This is a genomic window from Xanthomonas bonasiae (assembly GCF_014836395.1).
In the GTDB taxonomy this organism is placed as follows: domain Bacteria; phylum Pseudomonadota; class Gammaproteobacteria; order Xanthomonadales; family Xanthomonadaceae; genus Xanthomonas_A; species Xanthomonas_A bonasiae.
In genome coordinates, this window is the sequence record NZ_JACSQX010000002.1 from 445,368 (window position 1) to 466,774 (window position 21,407).

The 21,407-nt window shown below is 70.6% G+C and carries 13 protein-coding genes and 1 riboswitch; of the genes, 6 read left to right on the forward strand and 7 right to left on the reverse strand.

The window, feature by feature from the left end:
* Positions 1 to 98: 98 nt before the first annotated feature.
* The 4 genes from H9658_RS04700 to H9658_RS04715 form a co-directional block, all read right to left on the reverse strand.
* Positions 99 to 2,429, reverse strand: coding sequence for a winged helix-turn-helix domain-containing protein (locus H9658_RS04700; protein WP_191824520.1), 2,331 nt, complete (start codon positions 2,427 to 2,429; stop codon positions 99 to 101).
* A gap of 253 nt (positions 2,430 to 2,682) precedes the next feature.
* Entirely contained in the window at positions 2,683 to 3,348 is a 666-nt protein-coding gene (locus tag H9658_RS04705) for a two pore domain potassium channel family protein (RefSeq protein ID WP_191824521.1), read from the reverse strand.
* 68 nt (positions 3,349 to 3,416) lie between these two features.
* Positions 3,417 to 5,327, reverse strand: a complete 1,911-nt coding sequence (gene thiC, locus H9658_RS04710) for a phosphomethylpyrimidine synthase ThiC (RefSeq protein ID WP_191824522.1) — start codon at positions 5,325 to 5,327, stop codon at positions 3,417 to 3,419.
* A gap of 109 nt (positions 5,328 to 5,436) precedes the next feature.
* Positions 5,437 to 5,537: riboswitch (TPP riboswitch) on the reverse strand.
* Between the two features lie 217 nt (positions 5,538 to 5,754).
* Positions 5,755 to 7,605 carry a methyl-accepting chemotaxis protein gene (locus H9658_RS04715; protein ID WP_179567059.1) on the reverse strand — a complete coding sequence of 617 codons (1,851 nt, stop codon included), beginning with the start codon at positions 7,603 to 7,605 and terminating at the stop codon, positions 5,755 to 5,757.
* Between the two features lie 462 nt (positions 7,606 to 8,067).
* Here H9658_RS04715 and H9658_RS04720 point away from each other — a divergent pair, with 462 nt between their 5' ends.
* Positions 8,068 to 9,645: a BCCT family transporter gene (locus H9658_RS04720; protein ID WP_191824523.1), complete on the forward strand. Its 1,578-nt coding sequence runs from the start codon at positions 8,068 to 8,070 to the stop codon at positions 9,643 to 9,645.
* 82 nt (positions 9,646 to 9,727) lie between these two features.
* Here the strand turns inward: H9658_RS04720 and ggt are convergent, their stop codons facing one another.
* The 3 genes from ggt to H9658_RS04735 all read right to left on the reverse strand — a co-directional run bounded on the left by ggt (position 9,728) and on the right by H9658_RS04735 (position 14,962).
* Positions 9,728 to 11,443: a gamma-glutamyltransferase gene (gene ggt / locus H9658_RS04725; protein WP_225209737.1), complete on the reverse strand. Its 1,716-nt coding sequence runs from the start codon at positions 11,441 to 11,443 to the stop codon at positions 9,728 to 9,730.
* A 136-nt stretch (positions 11,444 to 11,579) separates the two neighbouring features.
* Entirely contained in the window at positions 11,580 to 14,330 is a 2,751-nt protein-coding gene (locus tag H9658_RS04730; protein ID WP_191824524.1) for a serine/threonine-protein kinase, read from the reverse strand.
* Positions 14,327 to 14,962, reverse strand: a complete 636-nt coding sequence (locus H9658_RS04735; protein ID WP_191824525.1) for an ECF-type sigma factor — start codon at positions 14,960 to 14,962, stop codon at positions 14,327 to 14,329. Before H9658_RS04735 ends, H9658_RS04730 begins: the two co-directional genes overlap by 4 nt.
* Positions 14,963 to 15,484: 522 nt before the next feature.
* Here H9658_RS04735 and ilvC point away from each other — a divergent pair.
* From ilvC to H9658_RS04760, 5 genes are all read left to right on the forward strand, one after another.
* Complete coding sequence (gene ilvC / locus H9658_RS04740; RefSeq protein WP_191824526.1) at positions 15,485 to 16,495, forward strand: ketol-acid reductoisomerase; 1,011 nt, start codon at positions 15,485 to 15,487, stop codon at positions 16,493 to 16,495.
* 43 nt (positions 16,496 to 16,538) lie between these two features.
* Positions 16,539 to 18,260, forward strand: a complete 1,722-nt coding sequence (gene ilvG, locus H9658_RS04745) for an acetolactate synthase 2 catalytic subunit (protein WP_191824527.1) — start codon at positions 16,539 to 16,541, stop codon at positions 18,258 to 18,260.
* On the forward strand, positions 18,244 to 18,492 hold the full coding sequence (locus H9658_RS04750; protein WP_179567071.1) for an ACT domain-containing protein: 249 nt from the start codon (positions 18,244 to 18,246) through the stop codon (positions 18,490 to 18,492). The genes ilvG and H9658_RS04750 overlap by 17 nt, the downstream gene beginning before the upstream one ends.
* 195 nt (positions 18,493 to 18,687) lie before the next feature.
* Entirely contained in the window at positions 18,688 to 19,794 is a 1,107-nt protein-coding gene (locus H9658_RS04755; RefSeq protein WP_179568015.1) for a threonine dehydratase, read from the forward strand.
* On the forward strand, positions 19,791 to 21,350 hold the full coding sequence (locus H9658_RS04760; protein ID WP_179567073.1) for a 2-isopropylmalate synthase: 1,560 nt from the start codon (positions 19,791 to 19,793) through the stop codon (positions 21,348 to 21,350). Before H9658_RS04755 ends, H9658_RS04760 begins: the two co-directional genes overlap by 4 nt.
* Positions 21,351 to 21,407 lie beyond the last annotated feature (57 nt).

Sequence of the window (21,407 nt, forward strand, 5' to 3'; positions counted from 1 at the left end):
CCGGCGCGCAGTGTTGCCGGATGTGGCGGCAGGGTCAGGACGATGTGGCGATATTTGTCCGAAATCGGCACGAAGCCGTCACGAATGACTTACGAAGCTCACTTTCCCTTGTGCAACAACCACTTGGAGGCGATCACCGAGAACCAGCCGGTGCTCTCGGGCATGCGCATGAAGCCGATGTCGCTGCCGTCCTCCACCGCCAGCGACGCGTACACGTCGCCGCTGCGCCGATCGATGCTGAAGCCGTTGACCGCGCTGAGCCGGTCGCGGTCCAGGCATACGCTGTCGCCCAGGCCGCCGCCGATCCGCGCCAGCCGGCTGGCGCACTCGCCGGTCGGGAACAGGTAGCGCACCTCGCCGTCCGTCCCGAGCGCCCAGGAGCGGTAGCGCCACAGCGATGGCACCGCCGCGTCGACCGCCGCCACGCTGGCCGGGTCCAGGGTCGCGTCGGCGCGCCACAGGCCGCTGCGCGCCAGGCGGGTGAACAGCACCCGCCCGCTGCCCGGGTCCACGCGCAGTTGCGAGACATCGTCCAGCGACGCCAGCCGGCGCCATGGCAGGCTGCGCCGGTCGTACAGCTGCAGACGGGTGCGGCCGTTCTCGCCGAGCAGCACCAGCAGTTGCGCCGGATCGCCGGTGTACTCCGCCTGCAGCGGTTCGCCGGACGGCACCGGCAAGGGCACGACGCTGCCCGACTGCGGCCGCACTTCGTAGATCACCGAGCGCCCCTGCGCATCGCGGCCGCTGACCAGCAGCGACTGGCTGTCGGCCGACCAGGCCGGCGCCTGCCCGGTTTCCGGGCGCACGCCCTCGATCAGGCGCAGCGACTGCGGCCGGGTCACGTCGCCCCACCACAGCGCAAAGCTGCCGGAGCGGTCGGAGGTGAAGACCAGCTGGCGGCCGTCGGGCGCGATCACCGGCTGGCTGTCGCGCCCGGTCGAGGCGAACAGGCGCTGGCTGTCGCGCTTGCCGGAACGGTCCGCGGCGGAGATGCGATACAGCGCGAACTGCGGGCGCCGGTGCACGAACGCGAGCCGCTCGCCGTCGCGCGACAGGGTCGGCGACTGCGCGTCGCCCAGGTCCAGGTCGCGCAGGCGCTGCGAGGCGGCATCCAGCCGGTACAGGCGCGTCTCGCTGTCGACCCGGCGCCCGAACACCAGGCCACGGCCGTCCTGGGTCCAGTCCCAGCCACGGATCTCGGCGAACTCACGGGTCAGCGGCTCGGCCCGGCCGCCGCCGGCCGGCATCCGCCACAGGCCGCCCATCTGCGGGTTGCGCACGAACGCGATCCACTGGCCATCGGGCGAATAACGCGGCGCGTAGTCGAAATCGCCCGCCGCGAGCGTGTAGGGCAGCGCGCGCCAGTGGCCGCTGGCCAGGTCCAGCACACGGATCCCGCGGCTGGGCTGGCGCCCGGTCATGCTGCCGAACAGCAGGCCGCGCCCGTCCGGCGTCCAGTCGAAACTGAGCAGCTCGGTGCCGTCGCAGCGCGTCGCTTCGCGCGCCACGCCAGGCCTGTCGGCGGCCACCAGCAGCACCTGGCACTGACCCTCCGGCCCCAGCCGGGCGAAGGCGATGCGGCGGCCATCCGGCGACCAGGCCGGCAAGCGGTCGGAATAGCCCTTGCCCGGCACGCCGAGCGAGCGCGGCGGCGCGCTGCCGGCCGCACGGCCGGTCGCCTGCACCAGCAGCTGCGTCCCCGCGCGGCCCTCGATCCCGGCGGCATACGCCACCTGCGCGCCATCCGGCGACAAGGCCGGCTCCAGCTCGAAGCCCGGCATCGTGGTGATCAATCGGTACGGCCGCTCCGGGCTGCCGACCACCCGCTCCTGCTCGCTGCCGGCCGGGTCCTGGCCGCCCCGCGGCAGCCACCAGACCAGCATCGCCAGCAGCATCAGGCCGGCGCCCGCGGCGGCGGCCAGCACCGCCTGCAAACGGCGCGACGGCGGCGCAGGCACGACCGCGGCCGGCAACGGCGCTGCGTCGGCGACCGCCGGCGCGGCGACGTCGGCATCGGCATCGGCGCGCAGGTCCTCGCTCGCCACCGCAGCGGCATCGGCCTCCACCTCGGCCAGCGCCTGTACCGGCGCCACCAGGCGATAGCCGGTCTTGGCCAGGGTCTCGATGTAGGCCGGCGCATCGCCCTTCGCACCGGCGGCGAACGCCTTGCGCAATTGGGTGATGGCCTGGGTCACCACATCGTTGGTCGGCTGCGTGTCCGGCCAGACCTGGGCCAGCAAGGTCTCGCGCTCCACCACCTGCCCCGGCTGCGCCAGCAGCACGCGCAGCACGCCCATCGCCTTGGGCGTGAGCCGCTGCGGCCGCCGCGCGCGCGGCGCATGCACTTCGCGCAGCGACAGCAGCACCAGGCAATCGCCGACCTGCAACCGTTCCGGAAGCAGTGGAGTGGCGGAGGATGGAGAGGACATGCGACTAAGGCAACGACGATCCGCGATGGAGTGGGAACCACGTCGCGGCAAAATGGCGCCGCGTGGCGTCAACGGGCAGATTCGGCAAACCAATGCGACGAATGCAGCCAGGCGTGGCGACGCCGACAAATTCTACCCTAGTCGTTGCCGCCGCCAACCGCGGCGAAGCACTACAGGCTCTCTCTCCGCCGACGAAACTCACATAAACGTTGCAAGATTACGCGCCACTTGGCGCGTTTTTTTTAGCCACAGTTCAGGCTCTTGATTTGCGTGTGACGCTGAGCCCAATCAGTCGCGACACCACCAGGGCGATATACATCACCCCGGCGAACTGTTCGAGCATCACCAGCGAACGCGCCAGCGGCAACACCGGCAGCACGTCGCTGAGGCCGACCCCGGACAGCACGCTGAAACTCAGGTACAGCAGTTCCATCCAGGTCCGCGGCGACTGCGTCGTCTGCGCGCCGATGAAACTGCCCGGCAGCCATTGCTGGCACACCGAGAACGCGAAGGCGAACGCCCATGCCAGCAAGGTGAAGGTCGCGCCTGCCGCATACAGTTCGTCGCGGGTGACCTCGTGGTCCTGCAGCATGTACGCGATCAGGCTGGCCGCGGTATAGAAGTACAGCAGGCTTTCCAGCAACTGCGCGAACGCGCCGAGTTCGGGACTGTGGCGCAGCGCCGCGGCGATCGACAGCACCACCGACGGCACCGCCAGGCACCAGGCGATCCACAGCACCGACGGGCTGCGGTTGACCACCCACAGCGCCAGGCCCAGCACCACGATGCCGAACGCGCCGAACAGCGCGCGCCCGGCGGCGGTGTCTTCCATCAGCGGATACAGCAGCAGGCCCAGCAATTGCACGCCCAGCAGCAACGCGGACGGATGGCGGCGCAAGGCGAGCGCGTAGCGGAGCATGCGGAATTCCGGAGGTGGCGTGCGCGCATCATAGACAAGCGCACGCCACGGCGGCGGCATGCCCCGGACTACCCCTGCCGATAGACCTCGGCGCCGGCGTCCAGGAACTGCGCCGATTTCTCGGCCATGCCGGCCTGCAGCGCGTCGCTCTCGCCGACGCCGTGCTCGGCGGCGTAGTCGCGCACGTCCTGGGTGCCCTGCGCGGACTCGCCGCGCAGGTCTTGGGATATGCTCATGGAACAGAAGTGCGGGCCGCACATCGAACAGAAATGCGCCAGCTTGTGCGCGTCCTTGGGCAGCGTCTCGTCGTGGAATTCCTTGGCCTTTTCCGGATCCAGGCCGAGATGGAACTGGTCGTCCCAGCGGAATTCGAAGCGCGCCTTGGACAGCGCGTTGTCGCGCACCTGCGCGCCCGGATGGCCCTTGGCCAGGTCGGCCGCGTGCGCGGCGATCTTGTAGGCCATGATGCCGTCGCGCACGTCCTGCCGGTTGGGCAGGCCCAGGTGTTCCTTGGGCGTCACGTAGCACAGCATCGCGGTGCCGAACCAGCCGATCATCGCCGCGCCGATCGCCGAGGTGATGTGGTCGTAGCCGGGCGCGATGTCGGTGGTCAGCGGCCCCAGCGTGTAGAACGGCGCCTCGCCGCATTCGCGCAGCTGCTTGTCCATGTTCTCCTTGATCAACTGCATCGGCACGTGGCCGGGGCCTTCGATCATGGTCTGCACGTCGTGTTTCCACGCGATCCTGGTCAGCTCGCCCAGCGTTTCCAGCTCGCCGAACTGCGCCGCGTCGTTGGCATCGGCGATGCAACCCGGGCGCAACCCGTCGCCCAGCGAGAAGGCCACGTCGTAGGCCTTCATGATTTCGCAGATGTCCTCGAAGTGGGTGTAGAGGAAGTTTTCCCTGTGATGCGCCAGGCACCACTTGGCCAGGATCGAGCCGCCGCGCGAGACGATGCCGGTGACCCGCTTGGCGGTCAGCGGCACGTAGCGCAGCAGCACCCCGGCGTGGATGGTGAAGTAGTCCACGCCCTGCTCGGCCTGCTCGATCAGCGTGTCGCGGAAGATCTCCCAGGTCAGTTCCTCGGCGCGGCCATCGACCTTTTCCAGCGCCTGGTAGATCGGCACCGTGCCGATCGGCACCGGCGAGTTGCGGATGATCCACTCGCGGGTCTCGTGGATGTGCTTGCCGGTGGACAGGTCCATCACCGTGTCGCCGCCCCAGCGGATCGACCACACCAGCTTTTCCACTTCCTCGGCGATGCCCGAGCTGAGCGCGCTGTTGCCGATGTTGGCGTTGATCTTGGTCAGGAAATTGCGGCCGATGATCATCGGCTCGCTTTCCGGATGGTTGATGTTGTTGGGCAGGATGGCGCGGCCGCGGGCGATCTCGTCGCGCACGAACTCGGGGGTGATGACGTGCTGGATGCTGGCGCCGAACGCCTCGCCGGGGTGCTGCTGGCGCAGCAGCGCATCGCGCACCGCCTCCAGCCGCTGGTTCTCGCGGATCGCGACGAACTCCATCTCCGGGGTGACGATGCCGCGGCGCGCGTAGTGCATCTGGGTGACGTTGGCGCCGGCCAGCGCGCGTCGCGGCAGGTGCCGGGCCGGGAAGCGCACCGCGTCCAGCCGCGCGTTGTGCTCGCGGCCGCGGCCGAAATCGGAGCTGAGCTGGGCCAGCGCCGCGGTGTCGCCGCGTTCGGCGATCCAGCGCGCGCGCAGCGGCGCCAGGCCGGCGCGCAGGTCGATGGTCGCGTCCGGATCGGTGTACGGCCCGGAGGTGTCGTACACGGTGACCGGCGGATTGTCTTCGCCGCCGAACAGGGTCGGGGTGCGGGTCAGCTGGATCTCGCGCATCGGCACGCGCAGGTCGGGACGCGAGCCTGGCACGAAGATCTTGCGCGAACCGGGGATCGGCCGGGTCACCGACTCGGACAGGGTATCGGCCTGCTGCAGCAACGGGCTGGGTACGGCATTCATCGGCATTCGTCCTATTTCTGAGAGCCTGCAGCGAGTGCAGGCGTTGCGAGCGAACTCGCATCACGGACGAAGCGGCGGCGCGGGCACGGCCCGGCGCGAACGGCGCACGGACCAGGCTTGCGAAGCTTCCCTACGCCGGTATCAACCGGATCAGGTTCGAAGGGACTGTCTCAACCGCGGCCTGCGCCGACGGTACCCCCGCTTCTGCGGCTATTAGACCCGTTTCCGCGGCCGCAGCCAACCGCGCGCAGCTGAATCGGTGCACAACCGGATCCGCTTCTTGTCAGCGCCGGCACGCGCGCACGCCATTGCGGCAAACCCCGGCGAAATACCGGGCCTAGCCTGGGTCCCACAAGAACGACGTCTCTCTCTCCCTGCCGCCGGCTCACCCCGGTGGCGTTTTTTTGTGCGGCGTTCGCCGCGACGCTCATTCCAGCACGTAGGCCACGCGCAGCCCGCCCCAGTGGCGGCCGCGCACGTGCACCGGCACCGACAGGTCGAACAGGATCTGCCCGGTGTCGCGCCGATACACCTGCAACAGATAGGGCTGGGTATGGCGGCCGACGCTGCGCCCGACCCGATCGGTGAACATGCGCTTGGTGCGGTTGCCGACCAGATCGCGGGCGCGGTCGCCGCTCAGCGGCTGGCTGAAGCGCAGGTTGTGGGTCGGCACGTAGCCGTCCGGATTGGCGCAGATCGCGAACACGATCCACGGATGCGCGGCCAGCAGCGGCTCCTGCAGCGGCGGCAGCAGTTCGTCGCACAACGCATCGAAGGCGGTGCGGTACTTGGGCGGATCGATGCCCGCGATCGGCGTGTAGTCGGTGGAAAACAGCGCGTCCTCGCCGATGCGGCCGCGTGCGACCGCATCGGCCAGCGCCTGCCCGATCCTGCCGGCGGTCGCCGTGGCCAGTTCGCGGATGCGCGCGTGCCGCGGCTGCTGCATCGGATCGGACGGCAAGCGGAACAGGCCCACGCAGTCGTGCAGCGTGGTGCTGCCTGCGGCCAGCGCCGCGCTGCGCTCGACCACGCGCGCGACATGCTCCAGGTTGCTGCGACTGAGCCCGACCACGTGCTCGACCGCGCGATCGATGCCGCCGATCTCTTCGCCTTGCGCGGCGACGCGGGTGGCCACGGTTTCCATCGCCGCACTGGCGCGGCCGAGCAGTTGGCCGATGCCGCCGAGCACCTGCTCGGTGCGCTGCGCCGAGGCGGCGCTGTCGTGCAAGGCGCTGCCGGTCTCGCCGATGATGACGCGCACGTCGCGCGCAGCGGCGGCGGCGCGTTCGGCCAGGCGCCGGATCTCACTGGCGACCACGGCGAAGCCGCGCCCGGCGGCGCCGGCGTGCACCGCCTCGATGCTGGCGTTGATCGACAGGATGTTGGTCTGGAACGCGACCGCGTCGATCACCTCGATGACCTCGGTGGCGCGCGCCGAACGACGCTCCACTTCGCGCATCGCCTGGCCCAGCGCACGCGCCGCTTCCACGCCCTGGCGCGCGCTGTCGTCGGCGCTGGCCGCCACCGCGATCACCGCGCGCAGCTCCTGGTCCATCTCGTGCAGGCCCTGCAGCAGCCGCCGGGTGGTCGCCACCACCGTCTGCAGCGCCTCCATCTGGGTCTGCGATTGCTGCGCCAGTTCCTCGTTCTCGGCGACCACGTGCGGCACGTCGGCGGCGATCTGCAACGACAGCGCCACCGCCTGGCGGATCGCCTCGGCCAGATTGCCGAAGCCGGCCGACAGACGCCGCCCGGCCATCGCCTCGGTTTCCTGCGCGGACAGCGGCGTGCTCAGTCCCAGGTCCAGATCGCACCCGGTCAGGCGCTCGCCGACCCGGTCCAGCAAGGCCTGCGCCTGCGCACCGGCCTGCAGCCGCTGCGCCAGCGCCTGCAGCGCCGGACTGATGGCGTCTTGCGCCTGCCCGGCGCCGAGCAGGGCGACGTCGCGCAGCAGCGCGGCGGTTTCCGCATGCGGCAGCGACAGCAGCCAACCGTCGCCGTCGCGATCGCGTTGATAGCGCACGCGCCGCGCCGGATCGGCGTCCGACGCCAGCCAGCTGCCTTCCGCACCGACCAGCGACGCCAGCGGCAGGCCCCACACCGCTTCGCTGGGTTCGCCGAGCACGGCCTCCGCGTGCACCCCGAGCAGGTCCAGCGCGGCACGATTGGCGGCGCAGACCCGGCCTTGCGGGTCCAACCGCAGCAACGCCACCGGTGCGTCCGGCAGGGCCGCGGCATGTCCGGCATCGGCGTTCGGACCGCGTGTGAACAACGACATCGTCTTCCCCTCCAGGAATTCTTCCGCCATGGTATCGGCCGCCGCCGTGCAACCTGAGCGGAGACACGCGCAACCGGGATCGGCGTCATGTCCGGGCTTTGGCGGAATCAGGTGCCGATGGCCGCGCCGCGATGGCGAGAATCACAGCCGATGGGAGCGGACAGCGTCGTGAAGGGAGCCGGCGCCGAGTGCGTGGGACGCGGCGGACCCGGCTGCGTGCCGTGTAGCCTGGTTTGCCTGAAAGAAAGAACCTTGGATCCGCACCGCTCCGGCACCGGCCGCAGCGCACCATAACGGTACCGTGACGATGCGCCGGGTATCGTTGCCGGCTTCGTTAGTGACCGCCGCTTCGCTGTCGCTGCGGCGATTCCGGACCGGCAACCGCTGCGTGCCGCCTGCCCTTGCGCATCGCTGCAAGGCCGGCGCGCTCCCCCTCGACCCCTTGCCCGGAGACGCTGCTCCATGGTGTTCCGTATTTCCATCGCGCTGGTGGCCCTGCTGGTGCTGATCGCGGGCATCGCGCCCGGCCCGTTCAACGACGTGGTGCAAGCGACGCTGCTCCAGGTCATCCGCGGCGCCGGCTGGATGTACCTGCTGGTGGTGTTCCTGACCCTGGCCTTCATGCTGTATCTGGCCTTCGGCCGCTTCGGCCATCTGCGCATCGGCGGCGAGGATGCCGAGCCGGACTTCTCCCGCGCCAGCTGGCTGTCGATGCTGTTCGCTGCCGGCATGGGCATCGGCCTGGTGTTCTGGGGTGCGGCCGAGCCGATCTCGCACTTCCTCAAACCGCCGGAAGGCTTGCCGCCGCAAAGCATGGAGGCGGCGCGCGCGTCGATGCGCTACGCGTTCTTCCACTGGGGCCTGCATCCCTGGGCGATCTATGCGCTGATCGGCCTGGCGATGGCCTGGTTCCAGTACAACCGCAACGGCCGCGGACTGGTCAGCGACATGCTGCAGCCGGTCATCGGCCGCCATCATCGCGGCTGGATCGGGCAGGCGGTGAACATCGCCGCAGTGGTGGCCACCGCGATCGGCGTCGCCACCACGCTGGGCTTCGGCACGATCCAGATCGCCGCCGGCCTGCACCGCGTGTTCGGCGTGCAGGCGAGCATCCCCGTGCAGATGGCCATCATCGCCGTGGCCTTCGTGCTGTACATGGCCTCCACCGCCAGCGGCGTGGAGCGCGGCATCAAGTGGCTGTCCAACTTCAACCTGGCGCTGGCCGCGTTGCTACTGGCCGCGGTGCTGGTGCTCGGCCCGACCGGCTTCATCTTCGACACCTTCACCACCACGCTGGGTTCCTATCTCAACCAGCTGGTGACGATGAGCCTGCGCATGTCGCCGTTCTCCGGCAGCAAGTGGGTGGCCGAATGGACCATTTTCTACTGGGCCTGGTGGATCGCCTGGGCGCCGTTCGTCGGCGCGTTCATCGCCCGCGTGTCGCGCGGACGCAGCATCCGCGAGTTCGTGGTGGGCGTGGTGCTGGCTCCCACTCTGCTCGGCTTCGTATGGTTCTCGGTGTTCGGCGGCACCGCGCTGTGGTCGCAGCTGTTCGGCCACGTCGACATGCTGCAGGCGCTGGGCAACGGCTACGAAACGGTACTGTTCACCCTGTTCGACAGCCTGCCGGGGTCGCTGCTGCTGTCCGGCCTGGCCCTGCTGTTGCTGATGATCTTCTTCGTCAGCTCGGCCGACTCGGCGGTACTGGTGCTGGCCAGCATGTCCACCGACGAGGCCGGCGACCCGCCGCTGGCGCGCAAGCTGGTCTGGGGTGTGGCGGTGGCGCTGATCGCGGCGGTCCTGTTGCTGGCCGGCGGCCTGGACGCGCTGCAGGGCATGATCACCATCGCCGCGCTGCCGTTCGCGCTGCTGATGGTGCTGGTGATCGTTTCGCTCTACCGCGTGCTGGACGCCGAGCACACCCGGGAACGCCGCCGCGCTCGACGCGCCAGGCACATGATCGAGGCATGGATCGCGCGCGAACAGGCGGCGCAGGAGCAGACGCGCACCGAGGTGGGCGGCGCGCAAGCGCAGGAGTGAGCGCGCCGGCGCCGGCGCGCGCACCGCCGCAGCGCGCCGGCTACCGCACGCGAGCCGACGGCGGCACTGCCGCGGCGCAGGCTCAGTAGCCTGCGGCCTGCCCGTCCTTGCGGCTTTCCGAGGCGCCGTAGTACACGCCGCTGACCGGGTCGCGCGCGATCGCCTGGTAGCCGCCGTACGGGCCGTCGGCGAAGATCACGCGGTGGCCCTTGCGCATCAGCGCGCGGATCGCGTCGTAGGAAAACCCGGTTTCCAGATTCAGCTCGCCGCCGTCGCTCATCGCCGTGGCCTGCCCGGTCGGTTCGGTCGACCCTTCGTGCTGGATCCGCGGCGCATCGCCGGCTTCCTGCAGGTTCATGTGGAAATCGATCAGGTTCATCACGATCTGCACATGCCCTTGCGGCTGCATCGCCCCGCCCATCACGCCGAAGCTGAGCCACGGCTTGCCGTCCTTGGTCACGAACGCCGGGATGATGGTCTGGAACGGGCGCTTGCCCGGCGCGTAGCCGTTGGGATGGTCCTTCTTGAGCACGAACATCTCGCCGCGGTCCTGCAGGATGAAGCCCAGCCCCGGCGGCGCCATGCCGCTGCCCATGCCGCGGTAGTTGGACTGGATCAGCGACACCATCATGCCGTCGGCATCGGCCACGGTCAGGTAGATGGTGTCGCCTTCCTCCAACTGTTTCGGCGTGCCCGGCTGCACTTCCTTCAGGGCCTTGTCCATCGAGATCAGCGCACGGCGCTGCGCGGCGTAGTCCTTGGAGATCAGCTTGGCCAGCGGCGCCGGCTGGAACGCCGGATCGGCGTAGAAGCGCGCGCGGTCGGCGAAGGCCAGTTTCTTGGCCTCGGCGAACAGGTGGATGTGCTCGGCCGAGCCGAACGGGATCTTGGAGAAGTCGTAGCCCTCCAGGATGTTGAGCATCTGCAGCGCGGCGATGCCCTGGCTGTTGGGCGGCAGTTCCCACACGTCGTAGCCGCGATAGTTGCTGCTGACCGGCTCGACCCATTCGCCGTGGTGGCTGGCCAGGTCGTCGTAGCTCAGGAAGCCGCCGTTGGCCTTGAAATAGGCATCGATGGTGCGCGCGATCGGCCCCTTGTAGAACGCGTCGCGGCCGCCGTCGGCGATCTGCTGCAGCGTATCGGCCAGGTTCGGGTTCTTCCACAGCTCGCCCTTGCGCGGCGCATGGCCGTCGATGGTGAACTGTTCCTTGAAGCCGGGATACTGCGACAGCCGCGGCACCGAGCGGTCCCAGTAATAGGCAATCGTCTCGGCCACCGGGTGGCCCTCGCGGGCGTAGCGGATCGCCGGCGCCAGGTTCTGCGCCATCGGCCGGCGTCCGAAGCGCTCGTGCAGCGCGAACCAGCCGTCCACCGCGCCCGGCACCGACACCGGCAGCGGCCCGGTCGGCGGAATGTCCTTCAAGCCGCGGCGCTGGAACTCGGCCAGGGTCAGCGATTTGGGCGAACGGCCCGAACCGTTGTAGCCGTAGAGCTTGTGGGTCTTCGGATCCCACACGATCGCGAACAGGTCGCCGCCGACGCCGTTGCCGGTCGGTTCCATCAGTCCGAGCGCGGCGTTGGCGGCGATCGCCGCATCCACCGCCGAACCGCCGGCCTTCATCGTGTCCAGCGCGATCTGCGTGGCCAGCGGCTGCGAGGTGGCGGCCATCGCGTGCGGCGCGATCACTTCCGAGCGCGTGGCGAACGCCTGGCCGGTGACGCGGTCGGCCGCAGCGGCCAGCGACGGCAGGCCCAGCGCGAGCGCCAGGCATGCCACGGAAAACTTCGAAACGGACATGCGCATTCCCCACAGCGGATACCGCGCCACCCTACCCGAGCGGAGCCGCGCGCGCAGCTGCGGCGGCGTATCCGCCCTCTCGACGGGAGCGCCTGCGACCGCGCACGTATCGGCGCTGCGTGCGCCGCGCGCCCGCTCAGCGCAGCGCCAGCGTCTGTTGCCCGGCGTCCAGCCGCCGCAGCAACTCGGCCTGCGGCGCCAGCTGCGCGACCAGCACCGGACGCGCCTGTTGCAGCTGCGCACGCGCTTCGTCGCGCCGCTCCACGGCGAGCAGGGCTTCGGCCAGCGACACCCGCGCCATCGCGGTGGGCACCGCCGCGCTGCCCAGTTCGGCCTGGTTCGCCTGCACCACCCGTTCCCAGCCGCGCAGCGCCGCGGCGCGGTCGCCGGCGCGCTGCGCCAGTTCCGCGGCCAACATGTCGCGGCGCCGCTGCAGCTGCGTCGATGGCCAGCCGGCCGCGGGTCGCAGCGCGTCCAGTTCGCGTTGCGCGCGCGCCAGCTCGCCGCGGCGCATGCGCAGTTCCACCTGGCTCAGGCGCTGCACCAGTTGCCGCGGATGATCGGCGGGATACAGCCGCGCCATGCCCGCGTAGGCGTGCCGCAGCAACGGCTCGGCCTCGCCCAGCCGGTCCTGGCGCAGCAGCATGCGGCCGAGGTTGCCTTCGGCGTTGAGCGTCATCGGATCGTCCGCGTCCAGACGCTGGCGGCGGATCTGCCAGGACTGCCGATACAGGTCTTCGGCCGCCGCCAGGTCGCCGCGCGATTCCTCGAGCGTGGCCAGGTTGTTGAGATAGCGCGCATGGTCGACGCTTTGCGCCAGGCCCAGCGCCGGCAGCATCGCCAGCGCCCGCAGATAGTGCGTGCGTGCGGCGGCGAAATCGCCGGCATCCTGGTACACCGACGCCAGTTCGTTTTCCGCATCGGCCAGCAGCGGACTGTGCGCGCCGTACAGCGCGCGCGCCAGCTCCAGGTTGCGCTGCATCAGCGCGCTCGCCTCGGGCAAGGCGCCACGCGCGGCCAGCGCCTTCGCCAGGCCTTCGGCGCTGTGCAGGTAGTCGACGCTGCGCACGCCGAATTCGCGTTCCTTCAGCGCCAGCGCGCGCCGGTACCACTGCTCGGCCTGCGCCTGGTCGCCCTTGGCCTTGAACACCTGGCCCAGGTTGTGCATTGCCGTCGACGGGCCGCCGTCGGTCTTCACACCCGGCTGCATGCGCAGCGCCAGCGAACGCTGCAGCATCGCCACCGCCTCGTCGGCGCGGCCGATACGGCTCAAGGCCAGGCCCAACGCATTGGTCGCCTTGGCCAGGGGGTCGCGCGCTTCGCTGCGTTCGGCCAGGCGCAGCGCCTCGGTCGCCGCCGCCAGGGCCGCATCGCCATGATCCTGGTTGTACAGCAGCACCGCCAGGTCGCTGAGCGCCTGCGATGCCGACGCCGGTTCGTCCACCTGGGGGCTGCGCAGTTCGCGCGCGGCCTGGCGCAGCAACGCCTCGGCACGCGCTTCCTGGCCCAGGTTCAGGTAGGCGCGGCCGAGCGTGGCCCGCAGCCGCGCGCGCACCGCCGGCGATTGCGCCAGGCCCCGGTCGAGCTGCGCGGCGGAGCGGTCCAACACCTGCTGCGCGCTGATCGTCGCGGTGCCCTGCGCGCCGCGGCTGCGCGGGTCGGCGGCATCGAACGCGTCGGTCATGAACTGGCTGACCTGCTGCGCGATCGCCGCCTCGCGCTGCGCCTGCGCGCGGGTCTCCAGCAGGCGCCACATGAAGCCGGCGCTGAGCAGCAGCACCGCCGCGGCCACCGCGCTTTCGCGCCAGCGCCGGCGCAGCAGGCGGGCCAGCGCATAGCGGCGGCCGCCGCGGCGCGCCTGCACCGGGCGGTGGCCGAGATGGCGCTGCAGATCGGCGGCCAGTTCGGCGACGTTGGCATAGCGCTGCGCCGGATCCTGCGCGCAGGCCTTGGCCACGATCGCGTCGAGATCGCCGCGCAGGCGCCGGCGCAAGGCAGGAAGCCGCGCCAGCGCGCTGGGCCGCGGACACGCCGCGCCGGCCCCGGTCTGCGCCGGCAGGCGCTGCCCGGACAGCACTTCGATCAGCATCACGCCCAGGCTGTAGACGTCGCCGGCCACGCCCACCGGCTGCCCGGCCAGCAGTTCCGGGCTGGCGTAGGGCGGCGTGCAGAAGCGGCCGCGCTCGGCGCCGTCGGCCGCGTCCTGCAGCCGGGCGATGCCGAAGTCCAGCAGCACCGGCTCGCCGTCGGCGCGCACCAGCACGTTGCCCGGCTTCAGGTCGCAATGCAGCACCAGGCGCTGGTGCGCCGCCTGCACCGCGCGACAGATGCGCAGGAACAGCTGCAGCCGCGCCGGCAGGTCCGGCGCCTGCTCTTGCAGATAGCGGTCCAGGGCGATGCCGTCGACGTACTCCATCACCAGGTACGGCTGCCCGCCCGGGGTGGCGCCGCCGTCGTACAGGCGCGCGATATTGGGATGCTGCAGGCTGGCCAGGATCTGCCGTTCGGCGGCCAGCCGCTGCGCGGTCAGCGCGTCGGGCAGGCCACGCAGCAGTTTCACCGCCACCTGCTGCTGATACTGCTCGTCCGCGCGCTCGGCGACGAACACGCTGCCCATGCCGCCGCTGGCCAGGAAGCGGGTCAGCCGCCACGGGCCGAGCCGGTCGCCCACGCCCAGTTCCGGCGCGGCCATGCGTCCGGCCAGCGCCCGCAACGGCGCGGCCAACTGCTGCAGCTGCACGGTCTGCGCGGCGAGCAGGGCCAGCGCCTCCTGCACCAGCGCCGGATCCTGGCTGAGCCGCTCCAGGGTCGGCTGCCACTGCGCCGGCGGCAGGTCGCAGACCGATTCGAACAGCTGGCGCACCTGTTGCCAGCGGTCCTCGCTCATGGGCGGCCCGGATCGGCGCTGAGTTCGCGCTTGAGCCAGGCGCGGGCGATGCGCAGGTCGCGCTCGACGGTCGGCACCGACACCTCCAGCAGGCAGGCGATCTCGTCATGGGTCATGCCGCCGAAATAGGCCAGCTCCACCGCATGCGCCGCGCGCGGGTCGAAACCGGCGAAGCGCTGCAGCGACTGGTGCAGGGCCAGCACCTGGTATTCCTCGCTGGGCGCGGCGCCGTCGCGGTCGGCATGCGACAGGGTCATCATCATCGCCCCGCCGCCGCGCTTGGCGGCCAGGTTGGCGCGCGCGTAGTCGACCAGCACCGCGCGCATCTTCAGCGAGGCCAGGGCGAAGAAATGCACCCGGTCGCGGTACTCCACGTCGGCATCGAGCATGCGCAGCAAGGCTTCGTGGACCAGCGCGGTCGGCTGCAGCAAGGCGTCGCCCTGGCGCGCCGCCATGCGCGCGGCGGCCATCTCGCGCAGCGCGGCATAGACCAGTTCCAGCAATTGCGTTTCGGCCTGCGCGTCGCCGCTGCGCCAGCGCTGCAGCAGGCTGGTGACCTGCTCGCTCTCGGCCACGGCCGACGCGGAGGCCTTGCGCGGAGCGACCGCCACGGGAAGAGATTCGGAATGCATGCGCCGGATCGTCGAACGGGAGTGATTGAAGGTGGCCGGCAACGGCCGGGCCGTGGCAGCCGCGCCAGATTACCGCAGGAGGGCGGCCGCCTGTTGACGCCGCGTGGCAGGCCCGGGACGCGCCGATTTTCCGCGCAATCGGCCGCGCGCGCACTGCGCCGGCGCACCGTTTCAGGCGTAACGATGCTGTGTTGGTGCGGCTTTCGGCACATTCGCGGTTGCGCGCCGGCGGCAGGGTTGACAGCCCCGCAAAGGCCATGTTTATCTCGCTGCATGTTGCATCGCCACACCAGCCCGAAGCCGACCCGCCTGCCCGCCGCGCTGCGCGCGGACGCCGCCGCGTCGCTCCTCGTACTCGTGCTTATTACCTCGCCCACAAGTGCGGGACGAACCGGCGTGTAAGCGACAAGCAGCCTGGATTCGATCAGACCCCGCACCGGCAACGGCGCGGGGTTTTTCATTTTAGTAACCGCGAAACACACGTTCCCTTCCTACCCACACCGTTCCGAGGACATTCGCCCCATGACCAGTTCCGCCCAGCCCACCACCAAGATCGCCATCGTCGGTTACGGCAGCCAGGGCCGCGCGCACGCGCTGAACCTGCGCGAGTCCGGCTTCGATGTCACCGTCGGCCTGCGCGCGGGCGGCCCGACCGAAGCCAAGGCGCAGGCCGACGGCTTCGTGGTGAAGAGCCCCGCCGAGGCGGTCAAGGATGCCGACCTGGTCGCGGTGCTGACCCCGGACATGGTGCAGAAGAAGCTGTACGACGACGTGCTGGCGCCGAACATGAAGCAGGGCGCCTGCCTGCTGTTCGCGCACGGCCTGAACGTGCATTTCGACATGATCAAGCCGCGCGCCGACCTGGACGTGGTGCTGGTCGCGCCGAAGGGCCCGGGCGCGCTGGTGCGCCGCGAGTACGAGATCGGCCGCGGCGTGCCGTGCATCTGGGCGGTGTACCAGGACAAGAGCGGCAAGGCCGAGCAGTTCGCGCTCGAGTACGCCGCCGGCCTGGGCGGCGCGCGCGCCAACCTGATCAAGACCACCTTCAAGGAAGAGACCGAGACCGATCTGTTCGGCGAGCAGGCGGTGCTGTGCGGCGGCGCCTCGTCGCTGGTCCAGGCCGGCTTCGAAGTGCTGGTGGAAGCCGGCTACCAGCCGGAAATCGCCTACTACGAAGTGCTGCACGAACTGAAGCTGATCGTGGACCTGTTCTACGAAGGCGGCATCACCCGCATGCTGGAGTTCGTCTCCGAGACCGCGCAGTACGGCGACTACGTCAGCGGCCCGCGGGTCATCGACGCGGCCACCAAGGAGCGCATGCGCGACGTGCTGACCGACATCCAGAACGGCACCTTCACCAAGAACTGGGTCGCCGAGTACGAAGCCGGGCTGCCGAACTACAACAAGTTCAAGCAGGCCGACCTGGAGCACCCGATCGAAGTGGTCGGCAAGCAGCTGCGCGCCAAGATGGTCTGGCTGAACGGCGACGCCGCTGCTGCCGCCAAGCCGGCCGCGACAGGCCAAGCCGCGTAACCCGCGGCTCCCCCACCCGCTTCCACCGAAAGGTCGCCACCGTATGAACTCCTCCGCTCACGGCACGCCCCGCAACGGCGCGCGCTGGCTGACGCAGGCCCTGGAAGCCGAAGGCGTGGACACGCTGTTCGGCTATCCGGGCGGCACCATCATGCCGTTCTACGACGCGCTGGTAGACAGCCAGCTCAAGCACATCCTGGTCCGCCACGAGCAGGGCGCGGCGCTGGCCGCCAACGGCTACGCCCGCGCCAGCGGGCGGGTCGGGGTCTGCGTCGCCACGTCCGGCCCGGGCGCCTCCAACCTGGTCACCGGCATCGCCGATGCGATGCTGGACTCGGTGCCGATGATCTGCCTGACCGGGCAGGTCGCCACGCCGCTGCTGGGCACCGACGCGTTCCAGGAACTGGACGTGTTCGGGCTGACCCTGCCGATCGTCAAGCACAGCTTCCTGGTGCGCCGCGTGGACGACCTGCCGCAGGTGGTGCGCGACGCGTTCCGCATCGCCCGCGAAGGGCGTCCGGGACCGGTGCTGATCGATCTGCCCAAGGACGTGCAGTTGGGCGACGCCTCGCACTTGCCCGACCACGTGCCGGCCGCGGTGCCGGCACCGCCGGCGCCGCACGCTGCGGCCCTGGCCGAAGCGCTGGCGGCGATCGCCGGCGCCGACAAGCCGGTGATCTACGGCGGCGGCGGCATCGCCCTGGCCGATGCGGTGGACGCGTTCCGCCAGTTCGTCGACACCACCCGCATTCCGACCGTGCTGACCCTGCGCGGGCTGGGCGCGCTGCCGCATGGGCATCCGCACTACCTGGGCATGCTCGGCATGCACGGCACCCGCGCCGCCAACATGGCGGTGCAGGAGTCGGACCTGCTGATCGTGGTCGGCGCGCGCTTCGACGACCGCGCCACCGGCAAGCTGGCCGAGTTCGCCCCGTTCGCGCGGGTCATCCATCTGGACGCCGACGCCTGCGAGATCTCCAAGCTGCGCCATGCCGACATCGCCGTGCCCGGCGACGTGGCCGAGGCGCTGCGCGCGCTGAGCGCGGCGACCAGCACCTGCGAGGCGTGGCACGCGCGCTGCATCGGCCATCGCGAGAAGTTCGGCGCGCGCTACGACGCGCCGGGCGACGACATCTACGCGCCCGGCCTGCTGAAGCGGCTGAGCGAGCTGGCGCCGGCCGACACCGTGATCGCCTGCGACGTCGGCCAGCACCAGATGTGGGTGGCCCAGCATTGCCGCTTCAACCATCCGCGCAACCACCTGACCAGCGGCGCGCTAGGCACGATGGGCTTCGGCCTGCCGGCGGCGATGGGCGCGCAGTTCGCCTGCCCCGACCGCACCGTGGTGCTGGTCAGCGGCGACGGCAGTTTCATGATGAACGTGCAGGAGCTGGTGACCATCGCGCGCTGCAAGCTGCCGGTGAAGATCGTGCTGCTGGACAACAGTTCGCTGGGCATGGTGCGGCAGTGGCAGGAGCTGTTCTTCGCCGAGCGCTACAGCGAGATCGACCTGTCCGACAACCCGGACTTCGCCGCGCTGGCGCAGGTGTTCGGCATCCCGGCCAAGCGCATCACCGCGCGCGGCCAGGTCGAGGAAGGCCTGGCCGAGCTGCTGGCGCAGCCGGGTCCGGCGCTGCTGCACGTGGCCATCGACGCGCGCGCCAACGTGTGGCCGCTGGTGCCGCCGAACACCGCCAACAGCACCATGCTGGAGAGCAACCCCGCGACCCAGCGCCAGGAGATCCCCCATGCGATACCAGCTTGACCTGGTGCTGAAGCCGGCCGAAGGCGCGCTGCTGCGCGCGATCGGCATGGCCGAACGGCGCGGCTTCGCGCCGCTGTCGATCAGCGGCGCGCCGGTGGCCGACGATGCCGGCCGCTGGCACCTGCAGATGGTGGTGGACGGCACCCGCCCCGGCGAGAGCCTGCGCCTGCAGATGGAGAAGGTGTACGACTGCGAGTCGGTGCGGGTGACTGCGTTGGACGTGGTGCCATGATGAGGCCGGCAATGGGGATTGGAGATTCGGGATTCGGAGGCTGCGCTGGCAGTTCCATGGTCTCGGGCTTCATGCCGGCTGCGCGGCAGGGCCGGGCGACGATGCGGAGGAGTCTTCTTCCAGGGAGGTCGCTTCTTCGGGCACGGGATTCGCATGTCGAATCCCTACTCCCCAATCCCCAATCCCGGCCCCTTCATGCCTGACACCGGCCGCCCCGCCCCGCAGGAACCCGACGTAGGCGACGTAGCGGTCAGCGTCGCCGACGTGCTGGCCGCGCAGGCGCGGCTGCGCCGCTACCTGCCGCCGACGCCGGTGCACTACGCCGAGCGTTTCGGCGTGTGGCTGAAGCTGGAGAACCTGCAGCGCACCGGCTCCTACAAGGTGCGCGGCGCGCTGAATGCGCTGCTGGCCGGGCTGGAGCGCGGCGACGAGCGCACCATCATCTGCGCCTCGGCCGGCAACCATGCGCAGGGCGTGGCCTGGGCCGCGCACCGGCTGGGCGTGCAGGCGATCACGGTGATGCCGCACGGCGCGCCGCAGACCAAGATCGCCGGCGTCGCCCATTGGGGCGCCACCGTGCGCCAGCATGGCGACAGCTACGACGAGGCCTACGCCTTCGCCCGCGAACTGGCCGAGCAGAACGGCTACCGCTTCCTGTCCGCGTTCGACGACCCGGACGTGATCGCCGGCCAGGGCACGGTCGGCATCGAGCTGGCCGCGCACGCCCCGGACGTGGTCATCGTGCCGATCGGCGGCGGCGGCCTGGCCTCCGGCGTGGCCCTGGCGCTGCGCTCGCAGGGCGTGCGCATCGTCGGCGCGCAGGTCGAGGGCGTGGATTCCATGGCGCGGGCGATCCGCGGCGATATCCGCGCGATCGACCCGGTGCCCACCCTGGCCGACGGCGTCAAGGTTAAAATCCCCGGGTTCATCACCCGCCGGCTGTGCGCCAGCCTGCTCGACGACGTGGTGATCGTGCGCGAGGCGGAACTGCGCGAAACGCTGGTCCGCCTGGCGCTGGAGGAGCACGTCATCGCCGAGGGCGCCGGCGCGCTGGCCCTGGCGGCCGGCCGCCGCGTCTCCGGCAAGCGCAAATGCGCGGTGGTGTCCGGTGGCAACATCGACGCCGGCGTGCTGGCGACGCTGCTGTCGGAGGTGCGCCCGCGCGCGCCACGCAAGCCGCGCCGCCGCAATGCCGAGCGACTTCGCAACCAACGTGCCGCCGCCCCGCCCGCTCCCGCTCGCCCCGCGTCTTCGCTCTCCCATCCGCCAGCCACCGCCGCCGTAGAGGAAACCATCTGGTGAACACTTCTCCTTCTTCCCAGACCCCCCGCATCCGCATTTTCGACACCACCCTGCGCGACGGCGAGCAATCCCCCGGCTGCAGCATGACTCCGCCGCAGAAGCTGGTCATGGCGCGCGCCCTGGCCGAGCTGGGCGTGGACGTCATCGAGACCGGCTTCCCGGCCAGCTCGCAGTCCGACCGCGAGGCGATGGCGCTGATCGGCCGCGAACTGCGCGAGCCGACCCTGGCGGTGCTGTCGCGCTGCCTGGCCACCGACATCGAGACCTCCGCGCGCGCGCTGGAGGCGGCGGCCAAGCCGCGCCTGCACGTGTTCCTGTCGACCAGCCCGCTGCACCGCGAGCACAAGCTGCGGATGAGCCGCGAGCAGGTGCTGGAATCGGTGCGCAAGCACGTGTCGCTGGCGCGCCAGTACGTGGACGACGTGGAGTTCTCGGCCGAGGACGCCACCCGCACCGAGGAAGACTTCCTGGCCGAAGTGACCGCAGTGGCGATCGCCGCCGGCGCCACCACCATCAACCTGCCCGATACGGTCGGCTTCACCACCCCGGAAGAGATCCGCGGCATGTTCGCGCGGCTGATCGCCAGCGTGCCCGGCGCCGAGCGGGTGATCTTCAGCACCCACTGCCACAACGACCTGGGCCTGGCCGTGGCCAACTCGCTGGCCGCGGTGGAAGGCGGCGCGCGGCAGGTGGAATGCACCATCAACGGCATCGGCGAGCGCGCCGGCAACTGCGCGCTGGAAGAGATCGCGATGGCGCTGAAGGTGCGCAACGCGTTCTACGAGATCGACACCGCGATCAACACCCAGCGCATCGTCGCCAGCTCGCAGCTGCTGCAGCGGCTGGTCGGCATGCCGGTACAGCGCAACAAGGCGATCGTCGGCGGCAACGCCTTCGCCCACGAGTCGGGCATCCACCAGCACGGCATGCTGCGCCACCGCGGCACCTACGAGATCATGCGTCCGGAAGACGTGGGCTGGGAGTCCTCGCAGATGGTGCTGGGCCGCCACAGCGGCCGCGCCGCGGTCGAGCAGCGCCTGCGCGCGCTGGGCTACGTGCTGGAAGAGGCCGAACTGAACCTGGCGTTCGAGGCGTTCAAGGCGCTGTGCGAGCAGCAGCGCGTGGTCAACGACGCCGACCTGCAGGCGATGATGCAGGACGCGCCGGAAAGCCAGGGCTACCGGCTGTCGTCGATGACCGTCAGCGACCGCGGCCAGCGCGCCAGCGCGCAGGTCGAGCTGTCCGATCCGGATGGCCAGCGGGTCAGCGAGCGCGCCGAAGGCGACGGCCCGGTGGATGCGCTGTTCGCCGCGCTGGCCGCGGCCACCGGCGTGCAGCTGACCCTGGACAGCTACCAGGTGCACAGCGTCGGCATCGGCGCCGATGCGCGCGGCGAGGCCAACCTCAGCGTGCGCCACGGCGAGACCGAATACGACGGCAGCGGCACCAGCCGCGACATCATCGAGGCCAGCGCGCTGGCCTGGCTGGACGTGGCCAACCGCGTGCTGCGCCAGCGCCAGGGCACGCATGCCGGCGCCGCGACGGCGGCCGCCTGAGCGGCCACGCCAGCGTCATCGTCGCGATGCACCCTTCTCACCGCTCCCCCTCCTTGC